Origin of the sequence: Corynebacterium sp. MSK218, assembly GCF_030232655.1 — a bacterium.
Classification (GTDB): domain Bacteria; phylum Actinomycetota; class Actinomycetes; order Mycobacteriales; family Mycobacteriaceae; genus Corynebacterium.
Window position 1 is genome coordinate 67,226 of sequence record NZ_JASPGN010000007.1, and the last position, 20,928, is coordinate 88,153.

The following is a 20,928-nucleotide window of genomic DNA, read 5'->3' on the forward strand; positions in this document are numbered from 1 at the left end:
ATGACCATCGTGGAATTTCAGGGATTCAAGCGTAAATACACCGTCGTCGCGCCGGAAGATCCCGGCCCGAACCAGCTGCTTTTCCTCCACGGTTCGCTGCAAAATGGCAGCGTGATGCGGCGCTTTACAAACGGCACTTTTGATGAGCTCGCCGCCCGCACGGGCACGGTGGTTGTCTACCCCGACGGTGTGGATAGGCACTTCAACGACGCCCGCGGGGTACTGCCGGTCAAGGCCCGTGAGCTTGGCATTGACGACGTCACCTTTCTCCAGCAGGTCGCCGCCACCGTGCAGGAGGAATACGGCACGCAGCGCACCTACGCCTGCGGTTATTCCAACGGTGGGCAGATGGTAATACGCCTGCTTTTCGACGCCCCCGGCTTCCTCGACGGCGCCTGCATCTTCGCCTCGACGATGGGCAGCGGCGCTAACCATGCGCCGTCTAATCCCGAGGGCTATAAGCCCACCCCAATTCTCATGATGCACGGCACTGCGGACCCGCTAGCGCCTTATGAAGGCGGCCAAGCTGGCCTCGCGAATAGCTCCCGCGGCGAGGTTACTTCCGCGTTGTGGACTGCGCAGCGCTTCGCCACGATGAACGGTTGCTCTAAGGCCAAGGTAACCCGCCCGTTTTCTGATGTGTCTTTGCACTCCTGGGAAGGTGACAACCCCGTCGAACTGTGGACCATGGAAGGCGTGGGCCACGTCATCCCCTCGGGCAACGGGCTCGACGCGCGCTTGGGCCCGAATACCGATAGCTTCATCGCAGCCCAGGTGGTGGAGGACTTCTTCAGCTTTTAGCCCCGCGGCTCGCCTCCCCCACCACCTACCCAGCCCTGGAAATGCAGCTCTCTGGTGGATTGCAGGGCGTCGGCAAGCGCGTGAAAATGCGAACAGGAGGTCTGGTTTTCCTGCCCTGGGAATTTGCAACAGGATTGGCAGCTCAACCCATAGCGGGTAAGGTTTTGATGGCTAACTGGACTCTGTTCTCTGCAGCAAAGATGTCAAGCAGCTGGGAAACTATTTTCTTGATCATCGGCACAGAAAGATGTGTTTCTTCCGCGATGCCATTATTTGAGTGCCCACATACAATTCCGTTTAGAATTCGAAGCTGAATTGCGGATAGTCGCTCGAGGTTTCGCTGCATATCTGGTTCAGGCATTGTCCCAACAGCTACGCCGTTTATATCGAAGCAACAACTTAATTTAAGGCCCCCATGGCCGGAGCGAGCTTCCCGGGTAACCACACAATATGCAGACGCGCCCAAATTGATTGCCTTTTGAAGCTTCTCACGCGAATGCTGTGAATAATCCACCAAGTAAATGAAATCGCTGCTCTTTAACTCTTGTATATCCCATACCCAGGTCGCCGAGTCTTTGCGCTCGCACAACACCAGCAATTGCTCCTGTGAGCGAGACAATGCATTCAGCAGCTCCCTTTGAGTGGACGCACATTCAACCTGGGGCCAGAGGAAGTAGCGTCTTAGCTCATCGAGTATCGGTTGCTCATCGTCTCAGATGCCAGCGAGCAGACACGGCATATCCGAGTATTTCAATCGCCACACTAAAGCGTTACCTCGCAGTCTGCTTGGTCGGCTACATGCTTGGAATGCGTCGCGACGACGACAACGGCGCCTTGGTCAGCGAAAGCACGAAGGTGTTCAACAACCAGCTGAGCATTGTCCTCGTCAAGCGCACCGGTTGGCTCGTCCGCCAATACGATTTTGGGCTTGGAAACGAGGATCCTCGCCAAGGCTACTCGTTGTTGTTCGCCGCCCGACAAGCCGCTGACCACACGCTTTTCATAGCCGCGTAAACCAACCTGCGCCAAAGCGCTGTCTAGCGCCTCGTCGAAAGCACGGCGCGAAACGTTACTGGCTGCGAGCTTCACGTTGTCGACAACGGTGAGGTCAGGAACCAAGCCGTAATCTTGAAAAAGATACCCAACGCATTCGCGTCGATACTTGCGCAGTCGACCTGCCGATAGCGATGCAATGTTGTTTCCATCCCACATGATTGAGCCTTTGTCCGGCGAGATCAGACCGCCCAAGAGGTTCAACAGGGTGGTTTTCCCACTTCCGGAGACACCGGTTAATGCAGTCACCCGGCCAGCCGCAAAAGACCGCGTAAGGCCGGAAAGAATCATTTTTCCCTTCACACTGTAGTGAAGGTCTTCAACCTGAATTTCCATATCCTAATTTCCCTCGCTGTCTGTCCAGCGCATTTGATTTCGCGCACTAATCCACCAGGTCAAACCGATTGAAATACACATCCACACGATCGAAAATGCGACGACAGCAAGAACGGTTGCCGTGGACCACCTGTTTTCAAACCCCATCGACCACGTTGATGGATAGTGCGATTCCAGTTGTTCCTTATGCTCGCGCAAACGATACAAAACCCAGCCGATGGTGGTAACGAAAAAGAATAGCTCGGCCAGCAGAATCTTCCTGCACATCTTCCACGGGCTGCGCCCACAAATGAAGGAAACATAGAGCTCTCGCCGGAACGCCACCTGGAAACTGAAAAGCCCCGCGACGATTAACAAGGAAACCAGTAATATCGCTACGACCGTATTTAACGACCAAAGGCTGAATTGATCTTTGGCTTCCTCAAGGGACGATCGCCAGGAATCAGCATGCGGTTGTGCCGTGGCAAGCACCTTGCCCACCGTCCCATCTTTCAGCTCACCAACGACAGTTGGCTCGATGGCAAGGAGGACTTTCTGCGAGGCTTTCGCGAGTAAATTCCGGTCACCGATAGCTTCAAGCCCCACTGGTAACGAGACCACAATGGGGTCATTAATTACTGGCCGCAGCTCAACGTCATAGGAAAAGACTTGCCCAAGCGAACAATCCTCTTTCCAGTTAAAATCTGGAACTTTCTTCTTCGCGAGTTCGGCTTCAAATGCAACGGAGTCAATAATCGTCTGTTTGGATTCTTCACTGAGGGCAACGGGAGCACAAACGGTTACGTCTTCTTCAGAAGGGGAAACACCAGCTTGAACGGCGAACCGATGGTTGCTGAGAATAACCGGGGCTTCCAGTTGAGTCGGCCAGGTAAGCCAAAAAGGATCCGCTAAGAGTAGCTTTCCTTCGCGGTCCGCCTGACGCAAGGGCGCTGCAGCTGCAGCCTGTTCTTTTTCATCCGGAGTGATATTCGAGCTCAGGGCAAACTCTTGCTCATTGGCATGTCCGCTCCAATACGGTTGCAATTCCTCTCGCGCGGACACCTCAGCACCGGTATCAACCATCTGCGAAAGTGCCGTCAGGCTCGTCAAGAGTGCCAATAGCCGGACAGCATACAGTGCGTAGGTAATTGGACGCGCCCGAACCTTGCCTTTGATGGCCTGCGGGATCGAAATATTTCGAACCAATAACTGCCCGAGCACATAGCCCAGCGCCAAACCGACCCATTGGAGCAACACAGAAACGCCGAAAAAGGCCCAAAACAACGTCGCTTCTGCCCAGTCGTTGTAAAGATACAATGCCGCCGCAATAAAAATGATCGCAAGAAAAAATGGTAGCCATGTTTGCTTGGCAAGCCGCGTTACATCAAGCCTTAGCGTCTGCGATAGCTTTAGCCCCAAAAGTCTGTGAATGCCGATTTCGCGAGCCCGCACTAGGCAGTGCCCGCCACCCAACACGAGCGCGAGTAGAAAAGCAGCCGCGACCAACAAAGGCAGCGACGAAGTCATGACGAAACTCCAAGTCAAGTTCTGGAGCCCTATCACGGAATACCCGCGCTCCTCCAACCATGTCGTTAGGTCTCGAGCGTCGTTTTCCGATCCTTTAATGTTAAAAACTTGGCGCGGTTCCTTAGTCGGAATTTCCGACAATGGATACCAAACAAGCTTTTCGCCTCTCTGAAACTTTTGAGACTCAAAGTTAGCTACACCTGAAGGCAGAGCCGAGGAGTAGATTCGCAGCTCACCATCCGAATCAGCTAGCGAGGAGTAATAAATCGATACGTCAAATCCTGAGTCCCCTGCAAATTCAGAAAGCTCAGGAAACAGTGTTTCTGTGTGACTGTCAGGTTTGAAGTCTTCGATCTGGACAAACTCGTTGCCAAGCCGATAATCCAGAGTCGATAAGAGGCTGGCTCCGACAAAGGCAATGAATGCGCTAATAACCGTAGAGAGCAAAATCCCTACGGTTAGTAGTCTGACTGAAGTTTTCATCGAGCCTTAGCAGTGTCGGTAATAGGACTTATTTCCAGAGGGCTTCTTGGGAGCTGTTGCTCGTGACCAAGTGTTTTTGTTGACGCAACCGCTATCCGACTTGAAGGTACCAACAGCAGTTGAACCGTGCCGCACCCCATTGTGAAAGTAGTGCGACCAAACTTGGCCACTACCCGTACCGTAGTCCCACGTGCCGCCATCGATATTTACAATCGTGGCCCCAGCAACACCTGTACCACCCAACGCCAACAAACCTGCGAGAGTTACTGAAACTGCTCGCTTAGACATGCTCACTTTCATAAGCATTCCTTTCTCGAGAAGAATCCGAACTTATAGCGCGCGCTACTGAAAGATATACGCTGCCCCTAAACCGCATTCAAGTGCCAAAAGTTACCTTTCGCAGATTCATCAACTCCGCGCAAATATCCAGGCCTCAATCCGCAGCTCTCTGGTGGATTGCAGGGCGTCGGCAAGCGCGTGAAAATGCGAACAGGTGGTCTGGGTTTCCAGCCCTGGACATTTGCGACCAGGACGGCGGGAGCTGCCCAGCAGACACATTGGAGGCAAACAAAAAGGCGCCACACAACGCGACGCCTTCCAAATTACTTGTTACTTCGCAGCGCGACGCTGCCGAGCAAACTCCGAAAGCACTGCACCCGCAGCAACGGATGCGTTTAAGGATTCGACCCACGCGGTCATCGGGATGGACATGATGACGTCACAGTTCTCGCGGACCAAGCGGGAGATGCCCTTGCCCTCAGAGCCAATAACGATGACGACGGGGTCCGTGCCACCGGTGTAGGTATCAAGAGTGTGCTCGCCGCCCGCGTCGAGGCCCACGACCTGGTAACCGGCCTTCTGGAAATCCTGCACCGTGCGGGTCACGTTGGTCACGCGAGCCACCGGCAAACGAGCCGCAGTACCGGCCGAGGTGCGCCATGCCACCGCCGTCACGGAGGCGGAGCGGCGCTCCGGGATGATGACGCCGTGGCCGCCAAAGGCCGCGACAGAGCGAATGACGGCGCCGAGGTTGCGGGGATCCGTGATGTTGTCGAGGATGACGAACATGCCCGGTTCCTGAGCGTCGCGCGCGCGATCCATGAGGTCGTGCACCTCGGCGTACTTGTACGGCGGAATCTGCAGGCCAATGCCCTGGTGCATGCCGTTGCCGGTCATGCGATCCATCTCGTGGCGCTGCACCTCAAGGATAGGGATGTTGCGAGTATTGCACATGGCCACGGCCTCTGACAGGCGGGCGTCGTTGCGCGTGCCCTGCACGATGTAGAGCGAGGTGGCCGGCACCTTAGCGTGCAGGCACTCGATGACCGGGTTGCGGCCCACAACCATCTCCGCGGTCTCCTTCTGGTGGCGGCCCGAGTTACGGCGCTCGCGCTCCAGTTTTGCCTTGTGCTTGGCGTGGTAAATACGGTCCTCCGCCTTGGGCGTGGGGCCCTTTCCAGCCAGGCCCTTGCGGCGCTGACCGCCCGAGCCCTTCGTAGCGCCCTTCTTGTTGGACTTGCGGGCGCCCGCGCCGCCGCGGCCGTGGGTGCGTGCCATGGTTCTTCTCCTTTGTTGTCCTTGGCCTAGCCCAAGGACGGTTAGTCCGCCAGGGACCAGGTGGGACCGTCGGCGGTGTCAGTGATAGTAATACCCGCGGCGGTCAGGCGGTCGCGCACAGCGTCCGCAGTAGCCCAGTCCTTCTCTGCGCGGGCGGTCGTACGGCGCTCAAGCTCAGCCTGGACAAGAACGTCCAGTGCCGCGACAGCGCCGCTTGTTTCGCCACCATCTTTCCACTGTTCATCGCACGGATCAAAGCCAAGAACCGCAGCCATGGCGCGCACTGCTCCGGCGAGGCGCTCGGCCTCTTCCCGGCGGCCTTCAGCAAGGGCCTTATTTCCTGCACGCACCGTGGTGTGGACTTCCGCCAACGCCTTCGGCACGGCGATGTCATCATTCATGGCCTCTGCGAAGGCTGGGGTCCACTCGCCCTTCTCGACGCCCTCGAACTTGCCCACGAAGTCCTCGATGCGGCGGTAGCCCGCAGCAGCCTCCGTAAGCGCGGCCTCGGAGTACTCGAGCACGGAACGGTAGTGCGCGGAGCCCAAGTAGTAGCGCAGCTCCACCGGGCGGACAATCTCCAGCATGTTGGCGATGGAGAGCACGTTGCCCAGGGACTTGGACATCTTCTCACCAGACATGGTCACCCAGTGATTGTGCATCCAGTAGTTGGCGAACTTATCGCCCGCCGCATGGGACTGCGCAATCTCGTTCTCGTGGTGCGGGAACTGCAGGTCCAGACCACCACAGTGAATGTCGAACTCGCTGCCCAGATAGTAGGTGGACATAGCGGAGCACTCCAGGTGCCAGCCGGGGCGGCCCCTACCCCATGGCGTCGGCCAAGCCGGCTCACCCGGCTTGGCAGCCTTCCACAGCGCGAAATCCTGCGGGCTGCGCTTACCTTCGGTTTCCGACTCGCCCTGCTCCATATCCTCGACGCGATTACCGGACAGCGCGCCGTAATCCGATCCTTCCGTGGCATTCCACGCGGCAACGTCGAAGTAAACGGAGCCAGCCTCATCGTCCTCCCCCGCTGGGCCACCAGGTACGGCGTAGGCAAAGCCGGCGTCGATAAGCCTTTGCATGTACTCCACCATTTGCGTGACAAACCCCGTCGCGCGCGGCTCCACGGAGGGTGGCAGCACGCCCAAGGTGTTGTACGCCTTGGTGAACTCGCGCTCGTAGGTGGATACCCACTCCCACCAAGGGCGGTTATTCTCCGCAGCCTTGGTGAGAATCTTGTCATCGATGTCGGTGACGTTGCGCACCAGTGCTACGTCATAGCCCTGCGCAATAAGCCAGCGACGCAGGATGTCAAAGGCCACGCCGGAGCGCAGGTGGCCAATGTGCGGCTGGGATTGCGGGGTGGCACCACACAGATAAATCGACGCGTGGCCGGGGCGAACCGGCTCGAAGTCACGTTGGCTGCGGGTAGCGGTATCAAAAATGCGCAAAGTACTCACGCGGACTAGTCTAATTGACCCTGAGTTAGGAATTCACCACGACTTAGGTTTCGAGCATGAGCTCTACGCGACGGAGTTCGTCATAAAGGTCGCGCTCTTCCGTGGAAAAACGGCCGGATTCTGCGAGCATGCGCAGATCTTCAGAACTAAGGTTCGCCCCAATGGCTACTTCTAAGGCATGCAGGAGTTCCCCATACCGAGCCCGCAGGGCCTCGGTATTTATAATTCGCATTGTCAATGCCACGGCAGCCTCCTCTCCCTCGACTTTACGTTAGGAATTGGGGGCGCGCCAGACCACGGCGGTGGCCACGGCGGCGCGGCCCTCCTCGCGCCCGGTGAAGCCGAGACGGTCAGTCGTGGTCGCAGAAATGGAGACCGGCGCACCAAGAATCTCACTCAACACAGACTCAGCCTCCTCGCGGCGCGGCCCCATCTTAGGGGTTTGGCCGATGAGCTGGGCGGAGGCGTTGCCGATGGTGAAACCTTCCTTCTCCAGCAGCTCGCGGCATTCGCGCAGCAGCTTCGCACCGGACACACCGTCATATTCAGGGCGGCCCACTCCGACGAAGGAGCCGAGGTCGCCGAGGTGGGAGGCTGACAGTAGAGCGTCGACAAGCGCGTGGCTTACCACGTCCCCATCGGAGTGGCCCTCGCAGCCGTCGGCGTCCTCGAAGAGAAGCCCGGCGATCCAGCATTCTTTTCCGGGCTCGATCTGGTGGGCGTCGGTGGCGATGCCAACGCGGGGGATGATGGGGTTAGTCACTAGGCACCTCAAAGATGGTCGGTTCGGCCTCGTCCGTCACGGCCTTAGCCAGGACGAGGTCGATGGGAGTGGTGATTTTAAAGGCGAAGGTATCACCCTGGACGGTCTCCACGCGCGCGCCATGCCATTCCATAAGACTTGCATCATCCGTCGCTGTGAAATCCGGGTTCTGCTCCCAATAGTCCACGTTGGCGTGACGCAGCGCGGCCAGGGAAAAGCCTTGTGGCGTCTGCACGGCACGCAGGCGGGAGCGGTCTGGCGTAGCAAGGACGGCCTCGCCCTCCACTTCCTTGATGGTGTCCGCGACGGGCAGAACAGGGACAACTGCGGTGGCACCGTCGAGCACGCGCTTGGCGACGCGCGCGATCATCCCCGGAGGCGTTAACGCTCGGGCCGCATCGTGGATGAGCACCACGGCGTCCTCGTCCGGGATGGCCTGCAAGCCCGCCCACACGGAATCGGCGCGCTCGCCGCCGCCGTGGACAAGGCGGAGAGGAATGTCAGCTTCGACGCGAGCTAGGATGCGCTCGGCGTAGCTTTCCATGGTGGGGCTGATGAGCACGATGACCTCATCGACGATGCCGGAGGTAACCATCGCTTTAACGGAGCGCTCTAAAAGAGTGCGCCCGCGCAGCTCGACATAGGCTTTGGGCACCTCGGCGCCGAGGCGCGTGCCCTTGCCTGCCGCCGCAACGAGCGCGATGACGCGAGGTTTAGTCTTCGTCGTCGAAGGAGAGGTCATCGAGATCGATGTCGCTATCAACGTCGGTGGTGATGGACTTATCGTCCACCAAACCTGCGGCACGATGGCGCTCGATGGTGGCGTCGATTTCCTCCATCATGGTGTCGGCCTTCTTTTCATCGACCGGCTTAGCCAGGGAGAGCTCACCCACGAGAATCTGGCGCGCCTTGGCCAGCATGCGCTTCTCACCAGCAGACAGGCCACGGTCCTGGTCGCGGCGCCACAGGTCACGAACGACTTCAGCAACCTTGTTGATGTCGCCGGAGGCGAGGCGCTCCTGGTTGGCCTTGTAACGGCGGGACCAGTTGCCGGCTTCTTCGACGTCCACTTCGCGCAACACGGAGAAGACCTTTTCCAGACCTTCCTTGCCCACGACGTCACGGACGCCGACCATTTCGACGTTCTTGGAAGGCACACGGACGACCAGGTCGGACTGGTTAATTTGGAGGACGAGGTACTCGAGGGTCTCGCCACCCATCTCGCGCGTTTCAATCGCCGTGATTTTGGCGGCGCCGTGGTGCGGGTAGACGACGACCTCTCCGACCTTAAATTCCATTGCCACTCCTTGTGAAGCCTTTGAAGACGATGCTCATCGAGTATGCTCGCTCTGCTCTCGATGGGCCGCATATACAGGGAATCGATTCTAGCACGCAGGATTTCACCCCCGCCCGCTGAGGCATCGCGGGGAGGCTATACACCACGACGTGTATGCGGTGAAGCATGGCTACCCCCGGTTTACCCAAGGGGTTTGCCGGAAACTGTGTGCTTTTCGCGGAGAGGGACTAGGCTAAAGCGTTGATAAGCTTTGTGATCGCAATTCTATGGAGGACACTCACAGTGCAGTCCCTGAAGTCCGCCGCTCGCTGCGGTGCCATCATGTCAGTTACCGCCCTTTCCGCGCTGGCGCTGGCTTCCTGCTCGGCCGGTCATGTTGCGCAGACCGCGGAGAAGGTGGCAGCTGTCGATGGCGCAGCCGCCAGCACCGAAGATGGCAAGGTGTCCGTACGTGACGTCACCATTCAGGTTGAGCCGGACTCCGGTGAAACCTCCCTGAAGTTCATCGCCGTGAACCAGGGCTACAAGGTCGATGAGGTCACCTTGGAATCCATCAGCGTTGATGGCCAAGATGTCGCCATCGAGGGTGCTACCCCGATTGCCCGCGATCAGGCACTGTACGGCGATTCCGCCACCAATCTGGAGAACCTTCCGAAGGATGAGAAGGACAACAACGTCACCTACGTGACCACCTCCCTGGAGAACGATGGCTTCGCCTTCGGCGGCTCCCGCCCGGTGACCTTCACCTTCAACACCGGCACCATTGAGGTCGACGCCACCGTGTCCGCCTCCCCGCTGGAGGCGGGCAAGTTTGACCGCGACCCGGAGTCCGAAGAGGGCTACACCGAGGCTAAGTAAAGCTTCTCCCACGAGGCTTCACGCCGCCCTAGCTAGCACAGAGTGCAGCTAGGGCGGTTTCGCATTTTCGGACTTTCCCCTTCCTTAAACGCACCAACGCCGCCGTACACAGAAAGTGCACGGCGGCGACAGAGTGGAGGGTTCTACAAGCTTCTAGCGCATGGAGGAGCTAGCGAGGATTGACTGGGCCCAGCCAAGTGCGGACAGAGTAGCCGGAACGAGCAAGAGGTTCGGTGCCTGCGGGCCACCGTACTTAATCATCGTGTCCATGACCTGGTTCAGTGGCTCCGGGTAGGAAGCAGCGGAAGCGGCCGGGGTGCCAGCCACAGCGACGGCGGATGCAGCAGCGATTGCAGCGAGGGAACGGCGGATCTTCTTCATTGTGTCTCCTTGAATGATTCTTTGAGGGGGATAGTTACGGGGTTATTACAGAACGTTCAAAATGAAGCCCAAGGAGGACAGGGCTGCCGGTACGAGGATGACGTTCTGAGCATCATAGCCAGCAACGTTGGTAATCTGCGTCAGGACATCTGCGAGCGGCTGCGGTGCCTGAGCGGCGGAGGCAGCAGGGGTACCAGCCAGGGCGATAGCAACAGCAGCACCGGCGGCGACGAGGGTACGACGGATCTTCATAAAATCACCTTAGGGGTTGTGAGAGTTGTGCATGGGGGGACGGTTTCACGCATCACTTATTAAAGTTTTGCCCGTAACCTGACTAACACTGTAGGGCCTTAGTGATGATGATGCCTAGGTTCGTGGGGAATATTTCCATATGGGGGTAATAAAGATTTCTTGATGATGAGTAAACAGAATCCTCGATGTCCGGGCCGCTTACTACAGTAAGAGGCATGGCTAAAAAGGTTCGTCCCGTTCACACGTGCACCGAGTGTGGCTTCGTCTCCCCCAAGTGGTTGGGCCGCTGCCCTGAGTGCGGGTCGTGGGGAACGCTGCAGGAAACTGCTGCCGCGCAGGAAAGCAGTGCCGCGCAGGCAGCGATGAGTGGACGTCGGCCGACGGGCCTCACGCCAACGAGCCCGGCTGTCCCCATCACCAAGGTGGGGGCGGCGCAGACCAAGGCACTTAACACCGGGATTGGGGAGCTCGACCGCGTCCTTGGTCGCGGTATCGTGCCCGGCTCCGTCGTGCTCATGGCAGGCGAGCCGGGGGTGGGCAAATCCACGCTGCTTCTTGAGGTCGCGTCGCGCTGGGCGCAACTGGGCCGCACGGCGTTGTACGCCACTGCAGAAGAATCTGCCGGGCAGGTCCGTGCCCGCGCCGAGCGCACCGGTGCATTGCACGAGACACTCTATCTGGCTGCCGAGTCGAATTTGGATGTTGTCTTCGGACACGTCGAACAGCTCAAGCCCAGTCTCATCATTGTGGACTCGGTGCAGACCATGCATGCAGCGGGCGTCGAAGGCGTGGCGGGAGGTGTGGCGCAATCCCGCGCGGTCACAGCTGCGTTGACCACATTGGCTAAGACCACGGGAATCCCGATCCTTCTCGTTGGTCACGTCACCAAGGATGGCAACGTGGCCGGTCCGCGCGTGCTGGAGCACCTCGTCGATGTGGTGTTGAACTTTGAAGGTGACCGCCAGTCCTCCCTGCGGCTGTTGCGCGGGCTCAAGAACCGCTTCGGCGCTACCGATGAGATGGGCTGCTTTGAGCAAACCGCCGCCGGCATCCGCGAGGTTGCGGATCCGTCCGGGTTGTTCCTTTCCCACCGCGGCAGCACACCGGACGGCTCCGCGGTCACAGTGGCCATGGATGGTGTGCGCCCCATTCTCGCGGAGGTACAAGCGCTCACGGTTGATCCGGTGGCCAAGAATCCTCGCCGCGTCGTGACAGGTTTGGATGCCAACCGCGTCCCCATGGTGCTTGCTGTCTTGCAGGCTCGGGCGGGTGAGCGCACGAACGACAAAGACGCCTACGTCGCCACCGTGGGTGGCATGAAGATTCAGGAACCGGCAACCGACCTCGCGGTAGCCCTAGCCACGTGGTCCTCACTCCATGAGCGGCCGCTGCCACCGAAGACCGTGGTTATTGGGGAAGTCGGCCTAGCCGGCGAGGTACGCCGCGTGCCCAACCTGGATCGGCGACTGGCCGAGGCGGCGCGCTTGGGCTACCGCCAGGCCATCGTGCCGCCGGGCGAGGTGGAGGTCACCGGCATTCGCGTGCATCAAGCATCCACGTTGAGTGAGGCAATTTCTGCGCTGAGCTAGCACTGCCCTAGTACTGCCACGAAAGCTAGCGTTTAGAGCAGGTTGAAGGGCAAGGCTGCCGAGTAGTTGTCGCCGATGACGGTGTGCAGGAAGTATGCACCGGAATCGGCCTCTGGGCGGTCAGTGCACTGACCCGGCTCAGAGCGCTTGCGGGACCAGTCGGCTTGGAAGAAGCGGGTCTCGCCAGACTTAAAGGTCTGCTTGCCGGTCTCCACGGAGGCATAGCAATCGGTATCAGACCACACGCGCTCGTTGGAGCCCATCTTGTAGACCTCAAAGCGCAGCTGCTGCTCGTCCAAGTCGATGGAACAATCCTTCGTGGTGGGGTTGAAGACTTCCATGTAGAAGGTCGGCATCTTACCGCCCGGAACGCTGTCCTCATTGGTCTTGGCCATGACCTTAAGGTCCTCCAGGGAGCATTCCGTTTTCGAGGGATCTACGGCCAGCTCGGTGGGCTGGGATTCTTCGCTCTTCTCGGCATCCTCTGCGCCTTCTTCCGATGGCTGCTCCTCGTCGGATTCGGATGCTGGGGCCTCAGACTCAGTCTCCTCTGGCTGCGAGGTAGTCGGCTGCTCCGATGGCTGAACCAAGCTGCTGGATGCCGCTGCCGGCTGCGACTCCTTATCCTCAGATGACCCACCGAAAAGCGCAGTGGCTGCCCAAATGAGGATCACCACGAGCACCAGAATCGCCACAAGCGCGGCAAGGCGGCGGCGAACATAAATCTCGCGCGGCAGCGGCTTCGGGGTACGGGTTGGCTCAGTCACAACGTTTAGTTTAAGGGGACTGAGCACCAACCCGGGCCAGCGTTAGGCCGCGTGTCTTGTTATTTCCCCACCACGCGGCATAGTTTTCACGCTACTTCACGCCATGGAGAACAACGGTCTCCACGCTGGAGTCCTCAAGGAGGTAGCGCAGGCCGACGATGCCGAGCGTTCCAGCGTCGAGAAGCGCGCGTGCTGCCGGGATGTCCGAAATGATCTGCGAAACCGTCTGCGCGGTGTTCTCGCGCTCAAAATCAGCGCGGTCCTCGCGGCCATCGCGCTTGGCCACCATCGACGCCACCGCGACCTGCTCAATGATGGGGCGTTGCAGCCCCGTCGGAAGCTCGCCGCCCTCAAGGAACTCAGAAGCCGCGCTCACTGCGCCACAGGACTGGTGTCCCATGACAACGAGCAGGTTAGCGTTGAGATTCTCTAGGGCATAGTCCAGCGACGCCATCACCGCGCTGTCCAGGATGTGTCCCGCTGTACGGATGACGAAGGCATCACCGAAACCAATGTTGAACACGTGCTCAATCGGCGCGCGGGAATCCGAGCAGGCCAGCACAATAACGCGCGGGTCTTGGCCCTGGGTCAGCCCGGCGCGCAGCTTGGCGTCTTGGTTGACGGCAATGAGGTTTCCGCTCACGAGGCGACGGTTACCGGCCTGAAGGGCTTCCCAAACTTCCTGCGGACGGTGCGGTACATGTACTAGAGGCATGATTCACACTCTAGTCCCACCGCCCCTACACTGAGGTGCTTATGGATACCCAAGCTGTCATGGAGTGGTTCGACGTTAACGAGCGCCCGTTGCCCTGGCGTGCCCCGGGGACCTCGGCGTGGGGTGTGCTGCTCAGCGAGGTCATGAGTCAGCAGACTCCCGTCGCGCGCGTGGCCCCGCAGTGGGAAGAGTGGATGCAGCGCTGGCCCACGCCCCAGGATCTTGCGGCGGCCTCAAAAGCCGATGTGCTGCGTGCCTGGGGCAAGCTCGGCTATCCACGGCGCGCGTTGCGGTTGTGGGAGTGCGCGAAGGAGATTGGGGAAGGTGCGGTTCCGGGGGACGTCGATAAGCTCTTGGCCCTGCCTGGCATCGGTGAGTACACCGCGCGGGCGGTGGCGGCGTTTCATTTTGGGCACAACGTGCCGGTGGTCGACACCAATGTGCGCCGCGTCTATGCCCGCGCTGAGGAAGGCCGGTTCCTGGCGCCAACGCCGTCGAAGCGGGAATTAGCGCAGGTTGACGCACTTCTTCCGGAGGTAAATGGGCCGCGTTTTTCGGCGGCACTGATGGAACTGGGAGCGCTCGTATGCACGGCGAAGAATCCGGACTGCGCGGCCTGCCCCATTAAAACCACGTGTGCCTGGCAGTTGGCCGGATGTCCGGAGCCTAGTGCGGAGGAAACTGCGCGGGCGAAGAAGCGCGTGCAGAAGTTCACCGGCACGGACCGCCAAGTACGTGGGCTGCTTCTCGACGTCCTCCGCGCCTCACCCCACCCCGTTGCCCAGTCCGAACTGGATGCTGTGTGGGAAGACGCTCCGCAGCGCGCTCGCGCACTCGCTTCACTGCTCGACGATGGCCTTATGGAGCAGAACGAGGAGGGGTTGTTCCATCTGCCGCACTAGGCACGTGGGAGAAATCAATGAGGTTTCCCATAGTCCAATTGCGGTCAGTGAGCATTCGGGCCAGCACAAGGCCGCAGCCGATGGCCGTGACTGCCATGGAGGCGGTGGCAAAATTACTGACCGCTTGGTCCATGTTGCCGACGTTGATGTGATACACCGTGCGGAACATGGCCGTACCGGGAATCAAGATCACCGAAGCTGGGACCGTCGTGGTGATGCGCGGCAACCGAGCCGTCCTCGAGGCCACCGCGCCCAAAAGTCCCACGATCAGCCCGCCAATAAAAGCGCCCACGTAGCTGGTTGCACCCGCGGCAATAAGCAACAAACGCACCACATTGGCCACCGTTCCCACTGAGGCTGCCACCAAGACCATTCGCCGCGAAGAATTAAACAGGAACGCGAATCCAGAAATCCCTAAGAAGCTAGCAACCGCGGCAGCGGCATACCACCCGGCGTGCAGGTCAGGAACCGCTGGCTCTGGACTCAGTGCCGTGGTCCAGCTAACCAGCGCCACCGTAAAGGTTGCCGCAGTAATGACGGTCAAGGCATAAAGCAAGCGCGAAAAGCCAGCTTCGAAATCAAAGCGGGCTAAGTCAATGAGCGCAGAGAACAATGGGAAACCGGGAATCAAAAAGAGCACCGCGGCAACGTATCCGGAAGAAAACTCGGCGGACTCCGCAATTCCTGTGGCTGCTAATGCTTCCGTGGTGAAGAAGTACAGCAGACTGGCCACGGTTCCGCCCGCCACGATGCAGCCCAGCTGGTGCACGTGTTTGCTGTGCAAGGTAGCGCGGGTGAGCTGACCGAAGAAAGCGGCAAGGGCCACGAGTAGAACTGCATACACGGTGAAGTAATTGAGTACTGCGAAAGAAGCACACGCGATAGCTGCTGCGCTGGCTAAAAGCCAGCGATTCCAGCGTTTAATGACGTGAGCTTCGATGTCGTCCAGCTTCGAGCCGAGTTCCTCTGCGGTAATCCCCGCATACAGGTGATTATGGGTAAGGTCCTCGAGTGCTTCGATGCGAGAGGCGTCGACGGCCGGTGAATGCTGCTGGGCCACCACGGTCCGAAACTCGCCAGCACGATGGAAAGTACAGGTAATTTGGGTAACCCCGACATTGGCGTCAAGCCCATCAAAGCCCAGCGCACGTGCTGCACGTTTCATGCCGCGCAACACACGGTAGCCCGAGGTGCCCGCACCCATCAGCATCATGCCGAGGCGCAGCACCACATCAGCCTCGTACCCCATCCGGACGTAATCGGCACTGGGGTGAGAACTCATTAGCGCCAGCGCCCCCGGAAGTTCAGACCACCAGGCAGATTAACCCACATACCACCGCGGGAATTAAAGGTCACGGGGCCGACCTTCGTCGACATCGACGCACCGGAGCCGGAGAGGTTAATCCAGCTGTTCTTACCGGTCTTTTTACGCTTACGGTAGTAAATGCCCATGCGAGTAAGCTTAGCGCGGATGCGCACCGGGGTGTACTGGGCTAGCCTTAGCCTTGTGCGAATCAAGTCCCTGATTGTTGCGCTGGCAACTACTGCGGCCTTCACTATTGCCGCCCCCGTGGCCCAGGCGGCGCCTCCCGGTAGCGTGCAGTCCGCCACGACGACGGATAGATCCAACGTCGCCATAACGACGTTCTCCTACTCCTCCACGCTCATGAATGGTGCGCCTACGACCGTCACCGGCATGGTCTTTGAACCCAAGGTCCCGTGGAACGGGCCTGGTGAGCGGCCGACCATTGTCTACGCTCCGGGTACGCGCGGCGCTGGCGACCAGTGTGCGCCATCACGCGCGCTCGTCGCTCCCACCGATAACCCCGTTGACCAGCGCTATGATGCAGCGTCGATCCGTATGTACGAATACGCTGTAGCGCAGGGCGTGCGCGTCGCAGTCACGGACTACATTGGCCTCGGCACACCGGGCCACCATACGTACGTCAACAATATCGAGGAGGCCCACGCAGTTATCGACGCTGCCCGGGCCGCCCTCAAGCTCGCCGGCGCCCCTGCACACGCGCCAGTGGGCTTCGCCGGCTATTCCCAAGGCGGCGGCGCCGCTGCTGCCGCGGGCGAATACGCCGCCACCTATGCCCCGGAACTCAACGTCAAAGGAACGTTTGCTGGTGCCCCTCCGGCAGATCTCTTTGAGGTAATGAATGCAGTCGACGGCTCCGCCCTCGTCCATGTTCTGGGCTATGCCATCAACGGTTTTGCCGAGCGCAGCCCCGAGTTCTCCCACGAAATCGTCGATGAGCTGAACCCACGCGGCCGTGAATTCCTCACCGACGCCAGCACGTTCTGCCTACGGGAATCCATGTCTACGTGGGGAAATGTGCGGACAAAGGAGTTGACGAACAGCGGTGAATCCTTTGCCGAGCTTCTGCGCCGCAAGCCGGTAGCCTCCCGCATGCTGCACGAGCAGCGTCTGGGCCAACACGCACTTAACGCCCCGATGCTGGTGATGAATTCCCCCACCGATGACATCATCCCTTACCAGCAGGCGCGCACCATGGCCCGTGACTTCTGTGCAGCCGGCGGCACCGTCCAGTTTGAAGACGCCCGAGCCGTCAACATCCGTCCCGGCTCCGGCACCAACCATGCAGCCCCGACCGTCCGCGCGATTCTCCGCGGCACCAACTACCTCATCGACCGCTTTAAGGACGTCCCTGCGCCAACTAATTGCCAGGCTTCCTAAGTCCGAGTTCTTTAGTAGTACATTTCAATCACATCAGGTTTCACAACGTGAATGCCCACTCGCGCCACTCTCCCGCAGCTTCCGAAAGCGGCTCGAACAACGACAGCAGTTGGCTAGTGCAGGCTGTCCAAGGATGAGAATGGCTCTTCAGCCACGATGTCATGCAAGGGCACGCGCACCCAAGGGGAATCACTATGAGCAAGTAACTCGGTGAGACGTTGCGATTGGTCCTTCATCGCTGCGACAACGTCGGGCTCACCGTCGCTTGCCCAGATCATTCGGCCCCACCAGTAGCTTGCGGCTACGTCAGCCCACGACACGAAGTAGCGTTGCAGCGCCGCCACGGCCTTATCTGAAATCTCAAGGAACTCTTCTGGTGAAATCCATCCCAGCTCCGTTGCTGGACCGCCGACGTTATGAACTCGGATTATGTCCCATGCGCGAGTAGTGGTGGGCAACGCCGGGACCGCTGCTTTGACAAAGTTCTCCGAGCGCAACATCCGTACGAGGTAACGAAACTTATATTCCGCACGACGCGGATCCACGCCTTGGGCAACAAAGAAGTCTTTGAGAAACTCGACCCTTTCCTCCACTTCCGCCTCGAGCTCATGCTCTGGGATGTCCTTCACCGCGTAGGCAAGAGGTAACAGCAGGTCATTTTCCAGGTGCTGGTCGCCCTCGAGCAGAGCATCAATAGCCTGATGCGCTTCCTGGGCACCGGTGACGCCGTAGCTTTGCTCGAGAAATGCTTTGTACTGCTTGGCTGACCGTCCGTTAATGTCTTCACCCCCTAGCGGAGACGCAAACGCCTTGTTGCTCTTGTAAAGCATTCCCCAGGAGTGACGACGTACCTCGTCTCTGCTCGGCGCCGGTTCCGACCACGGGAACTTGGCAAATCGGTAGAGCGAAGAATCATCAAACTTTGCTGGCGTGAACGTAGGACTCATACCCTCACAAAATACCGAGGTTCCTAACGTGGATCCGTAGCGCCCCATCCATCACCCCTATGCTGGGGGGGTGATGTACGCCATAGTGTTGCATCCCAGTCACAATTTTTGATGTGTTGTTAGTCTCGTGTGCATGACAGGACCCCAGAATGCATTGACAGACCGGCCAGATCTCGGTGCCGCACTTAAACGTGCTGGTGATTCCGAGATCTTGCATGCTGCCGCCGCGGCCGTTGTAAAAGGCCTCAGTGTCGACGAGATCGTGCTGGAAGCAGCCGCTACGAAAGCCAGTGGGGTGGATGGCGCCGCGTTTATCACCAACCGCAGGATCCTCGTGACCGGAAACAAGAAGGATCCGTCTCAGTTTGAGTATCTCGAGCTCGACAACCTCGCCAACGTCATCGTTTTGCCTTACAAGGGCGGCTGGGCTGTCGTGGCCCAGCTCTACAGCACGTACAAAGTGTGGGCCGGTTTCACAGAAAAGGCTGCGGAACGTGTGCAGTTTGCTGCCCAGTGGGCCCTGACCGCAGGCAGAGAGGCACGGACCGAAGCCTCGCGTGCGGTCTCGGCGACAGAGCTTTTTAAGCGGTGGAAAGAAAACAAGCACCGACTCAATCGCAACAGCTTGGAAGAGCACGTTGAGTCGATGCGCTCCCTGTATTCCGACATTGATTCACGGTGGTGGACTGAATAATGAGCCGACTTGCATACCCGGGTTCACCCGAACGCTTTAATGGGGCAGAAGACACATCACATATTGAACGAAACCTGCCAATTGCGGAAGGTGCCTATCGCCATTACATCAAGCATGGCTCACTACTAGACGCAGGCACGTCTTCGCAGAATGCATCGGGCACCGCCTCCCCCTCGTCGAACCCCAACGCGGGCGCGACAGGTGCCCACACCAATGGCACGAAACAAGGCCTCAGCGTTAAAAAGCAGCTGTTGCTCCTCCCACTAATAATCGCGGTCATCGTGGTGGTGGCGATTGGCTACGTTGCACTTAAAGACGCGCTCTTTGGTGATAAATCAGAGGATTCGGCTGCTCCTGAACAACCGGCCGCTGAAGCACCTGTCGATTCCGGCGCTACCGACAGTGGCTCGACCGGTGCGACCGGTGGGGATACTACTAATGACGCTCATAGCGGCCTCAGCCCTGCAGACCAAGCACCTGAGCCGATTGCTGACTTCGTGGAAGCTTGCACGGATTATGAAGTGGTGTTCAGCTACTACGGCGCGGATGACTCCCCTGCCCCAGAAGCAATGGGCACGAACTGTTCCGTAGATACTACGAAGGCACCTGACGTTGGCTACGTAGTTTTCACCGAAGATCCTGCTGCCACCGCCGCCGTTCGTGACGGCAAGCCCGTCTTGGATGCCGTTGAGATTCCAGCAGAATCAACGCGCGGCTCCACATTCAAGGCACAGCGAGTGGAATCCCTCATCACGGTTCAGGAAATCCTCCCAGAGGATAAGGGAATCGTTGAGTACATGATCAAAAATGATGACCCTGAGGTAGCAAAGAAAGCTCTGGTAGACCTCGGCGTGGCCAAGTAGAGCTAGAACGCGCACTTTTACCCCCTATCACCCGTTTTCATTTTATTGTCAATAAGCGTCGGTGGTGATAGGCTGAGTACATGGCACACGAGCACCACGACCATGATCACTCCAGCACGCCTCTGCGCGCACTTCTGATTGCGCTCAGCATTACCGGCACCGTCTTCTTCGCGGAGCTGATCGGCGGCTGGTTGGCGGGTTCGATGGCGCTTTTGGCGGATGCAATGCACATGCTTTCCGACGCTGCGGGGCTCATCATTGCGGTAATCGCTGTGTTGGTTGGGCGGCGGCAAGCATCAGCCCAGGCCACGTACGGCTATCGGCGAGTGGAAGTACTTGCAGCGCTGGCGAACGCAGTGACGGTGCTGGCGATCTCGGTGTGGATTGTCGCCGAGGCAGTGCGCCGACTGCAAAGCCCTGCCGAGGTACGGGGTGAAACGATGCTGATCATTGCGGTGATTGGCCTGGTGGCGAATGCGCTATCGGCGTGGGTGCTGCACCGGCATCGCAAATCCTCAATCAATGTGGAGGGCGCGTTCTTGCACGTGCTGGTGGATATGCTCGGCTCGGTCGCGGTGATCGTGGCAGGCACCGTGGTGCTGACCACAGGTTTTGCGGCGGCGGACGTGATCGCCTCCCTGGTGATCGCGGCGATGGTGCTGCCGCGCGCGTGGCAACTCATGCGGCTGTCGGCGGGCGTGCTACTCGAGCAGGTTCCGGCAGGCTTCGACGCCAGTGTGATCGAGCCTGCGCTGCGGCAGGTCGAAGGCGTTGCCGACATCCACGACCTGCACCTATGGAGCCTGGACGGCGTGAGCGTACTCACGACCGTGCACATCGTGCGCGACGGCACCGTCGACGCCGGCCCGCTGTTGGATGCTGTCCAGCGCACCCTGCGCAAACACGGTATCGAGCACTCCACCATCCAAATCGAGCACCCAGAGCACGAATCCCACGAGACGGTGTGCTGATTCCCTTCTGGCGGTGAGCATCCTGC

Annotated in this window: 25 protein-coding genes; 8 read left to right on the plus strand and 17 right to left on the minus strand. The window is 59.2% G+C overall.

Translation table 11 applies throughout. The features are described 5' to 3' along the window. Entirely contained in the window at positions 1-801 is an 801-nt protein-coding gene (locus tag QP922_RS07225; protein WP_284808628.1) for a CE1 family esterase, read from the plus strand. A 142-nt stretch (positions 802-943) separates the two neighbouring features. Here QP922_RS07225 and QP922_RS07230 read toward each other — a convergent pair whose 3' ends face one another. From QP922_RS07230 to QP922_RS07275, 10 genes are all read right to left on the minus strand, one after another. Continuing rightward, positions 944-1,420: a helix-turn-helix domain-containing protein gene (locus QP922_RS07230; RefSeq protein WP_284808629.1), complete on the minus strand. Its 477-nt coding sequence runs from the start codon at positions 1,418-1,420 to the stop codon at positions 944-946. Between the two features lie 143 nt (positions 1,421-1,563). Then, a complete protein-coding gene (gene ccmA, locus QP922_RS07235) occupies positions 1,564-2,190 on the minus strand; it encodes a heme ABC exporter ATP-binding protein CcmA (RefSeq protein ID WP_042532294.1) in 627 nt (208 codons plus the stop codon). 3 nt (positions 2,191-2,193) lie between these two features. Next, on the minus strand, positions 2,194-4,179 hold the full coding sequence (locus tag QP922_RS07240; RefSeq protein ID WP_070670606.1) for a bacteriocin-associated integral membrane family protein: 1,986 nt from the start codon (positions 4,177-4,179) through the stop codon (positions 2,194-2,196). A gap of 6 nt (positions 4,180-4,185) precedes the next feature. Continuing rightward, on the minus strand, positions 4,186-4,485 hold the full coding sequence (locus tag QP922_RS07245) for a lactococcin 972 family bacteriocin (protein WP_309473134.1): 300 nt from the start codon (positions 4,483-4,485) through the stop codon (positions 4,186-4,188). 303 nt (positions 4,486-4,788) lie between these two features. Then, positions 4,789-5,736, minus strand: coding sequence for a 23S rRNA (guanosine(2251)-2'-O)-methyltransferase RlmB (gene rlmB, locus QP922_RS07250; protein ID WP_284808632.1), 948 nt, complete (start codon positions 5,734-5,736; stop codon positions 4,789-4,791). A 41-nt stretch (positions 5,737-5,777) separates the two neighbouring features. Continuing rightward, a complete protein-coding gene (gene cysS / locus QP922_RS07255; RefSeq protein WP_284808634.1) occupies positions 5,778-7,199 on the minus strand; it encodes a cysteine--tRNA ligase in 1,422 nt (473 codons plus the stop codon). 43 nt (positions 7,200-7,242) lie between these two features. Next, positions 7,243-7,443 carry a hypothetical protein gene (locus QP922_RS07260; RefSeq protein ID WP_141754567.1) on the minus strand — a complete coding sequence of 67 codons (201 nt, stop codon included), beginning with the start codon at positions 7,441-7,443 and terminating at the stop codon, positions 7,243-7,245. 27 nt (positions 7,444-7,470) lie between these two features. Beyond that, on the minus strand, positions 7,471-7,962 hold the full coding sequence (ispF, locus tag QP922_RS07265) for a 2-C-methyl-D-erythritol 2,4-cyclodiphosphate synthase (protein ID WP_070670600.1): 492 nt from the start codon (positions 7,960-7,962) through the stop codon (positions 7,471-7,473). After that, positions 7,955-8,704, minus strand: coding sequence for a 2-C-methyl-D-erythritol 4-phosphate cytidylyltransferase (gene ispD / locus QP922_RS07270; protein ID WP_284808636.1), 750 nt, complete (start codon positions 8,702-8,704; stop codon positions 7,955-7,957). The genes ispF and ispD overlap by 8 nt, the downstream gene beginning before the upstream one ends. Then, on the minus strand, positions 8,676-9,260 hold the full coding sequence (locus QP922_RS07275; protein WP_284808638.1) for a CarD family transcriptional regulator: 585 nt from the start codon (positions 9,258-9,260) through the stop codon (positions 8,676-8,678). The genes ispD and QP922_RS07275 overlap by 29 nt, the downstream gene beginning before the upstream one ends. Before the next feature lie 281 nt (positions 9,261-9,541). Between QP922_RS07275 and QP922_RS07280 the strand changes: the two genes are divergently transcribed. Then, positions 9,542-10,117: a hypothetical protein gene (locus tag QP922_RS07280; protein WP_284808640.1), complete on the plus strand. Its 576-nt coding sequence runs from the start codon at positions 9,542-9,544 to the stop codon at positions 10,115-10,117. Positions 10,118-10,270: 153 nt separating this feature from the next. Here QP922_RS07280 and QP922_RS07285 read toward each other — a convergent pair whose 3' ends face one another. After that, positions 10,271-10,498, minus strand: a complete 228-nt coding sequence (locus QP922_RS07285) for a hypothetical protein (RefSeq protein ID WP_284808641.1) — start codon at positions 10,496-10,498, stop codon at positions 10,271-10,273. A gap of 45 nt (positions 10,499-10,543) precedes the next feature. Continuing rightward, on the minus strand, positions 10,544-10,750 hold the full coding sequence (locus QP922_RS07290; protein ID WP_070670593.1) for a hypothetical protein: 207 nt from the start codon (positions 10,748-10,750) through the stop codon (positions 10,544-10,546). Between the two features lie 215 nt (positions 10,751-10,965). Between QP922_RS07290 and radA the strand changes: the two genes are divergently transcribed. Then, positions 10,966-12,339: a DNA repair protein RadA gene (gene radA, locus QP922_RS07295; RefSeq protein WP_284808642.1), complete on the plus strand. Its 1,374-nt coding sequence runs from the start codon at positions 10,966-10,968 to the stop codon at positions 12,337-12,339. Between the two features lie 32 nt (positions 12,340-12,371). Here radA and QP922_RS07300 read toward each other — a convergent pair whose 3' ends face one another. Further along, complete coding sequence (locus tag QP922_RS07300; protein WP_284808643.1) at positions 12,372-13,106, minus strand: hypothetical protein; 735 nt, start codon at positions 13,104-13,106, stop codon at positions 12,372-12,374. Positions 13,107-13,197: 91 nt separating this feature from the next. Continuing rightward, positions 13,198-13,821, minus strand: a complete 624-nt coding sequence (locus QP922_RS07305; protein ID WP_284808645.1) for a carbonic anhydrase — start codon at positions 13,819-13,821, stop codon at positions 13,198-13,200. Between the two features lie 41 nt (positions 13,822-13,862). On the opposite strand from QP922_RS07305, the gene QP922_RS07310 reads away from it, so the two are divergent. Then, positions 13,863-14,723: an HhH-GPD family protein gene (locus QP922_RS07310; RefSeq protein ID WP_284808647.1), complete on the plus strand. Its 861-nt coding sequence runs from the start codon at positions 13,863-13,865 to the stop codon at positions 14,721-14,723. Here the strand turns inward: QP922_RS07310 and QP922_RS07315 are convergent. Together QP922_RS07315 and QP922_RS07320 are read right to left on the minus strand one after the other, a co-directional pair. Next, positions 14,680-16,005: a threonine/serine exporter family protein gene (locus QP922_RS07315; protein WP_284808648.1), complete on the minus strand. Its 1,326-nt coding sequence runs from the start codon at positions 16,003-16,005 to the stop codon at positions 14,680-14,682. The two genes, QP922_RS07310 and QP922_RS07315, sit on opposite strands and share 44 nt — an antisense overlap. Continuing rightward, positions 16,005-16,175, minus strand: a complete 171-nt coding sequence (locus QP922_RS07320; RefSeq protein WP_080975064.1) for a DUF4236 domain-containing protein — start codon at positions 16,173-16,175, stop codon at positions 16,005-16,007. The genes QP922_RS07315 and QP922_RS07320 overlap by 1 nt, the downstream gene beginning before the upstream one ends. Positions 16,176-16,230: 55 nt before the next feature. Between QP922_RS07320 and QP922_RS07325 the strand changes: the two genes are divergently transcribed. After that, a complete protein-coding gene (locus QP922_RS07325) occupies positions 16,231-17,427 on the plus strand; it encodes a lipase family protein (protein ID WP_284808649.1) in 1,197 nt (398 codons plus the stop codon). A gap of 113 nt (positions 17,428-17,540) precedes the next feature. On the opposite strand, the gene QP922_RS07330 is transcribed toward QP922_RS07325, so the two are convergent. Then, positions 17,541-18,374 (minus strand): DUF1266 domain-containing protein, encoded by an 834-nt coding sequence (locus QP922_RS07330; protein ID WP_284808651.1) that lies wholly within the window; start codon positions 18,372-18,374, stop codon positions 17,541-17,543. Between the two features lie 133 nt (positions 18,375-18,507). On the opposite strand from QP922_RS07330, the gene QP922_RS07335 reads away from it, so the two are divergent. The 3 genes from QP922_RS07335 (at position 18,508) to QP922_RS07345 (ending at position 20,902) form a co-directional block, all read left to right on the plus strand. After that, positions 18,508-19,068: a hypothetical protein gene (locus QP922_RS07335; protein ID WP_284808652.1), complete on the plus strand. Its 561-nt coding sequence runs from the start codon at positions 18,508-18,510 to the stop codon at positions 19,066-19,068. Further along, complete coding sequence (locus QP922_RS07340; protein ID WP_284808653.1) at positions 19,068-19,931, plus strand: hypothetical protein; 864 nt, start codon at positions 19,068-19,070, stop codon at positions 19,929-19,931. The genes QP922_RS07335 and QP922_RS07340 overlap by 1 nt, the downstream gene beginning before the upstream one ends. An 80-nt stretch (positions 19,932-20,011) precedes the next feature. Further along, a complete protein-coding gene (locus tag QP922_RS07345; protein WP_284808654.1) occupies positions 20,012-20,902 on the plus strand; it encodes a cation diffusion facilitator family transporter in 891 nt (296 codons plus the stop codon). Positions 20,903-20,928: the final 26 nt, after the last annotated feature.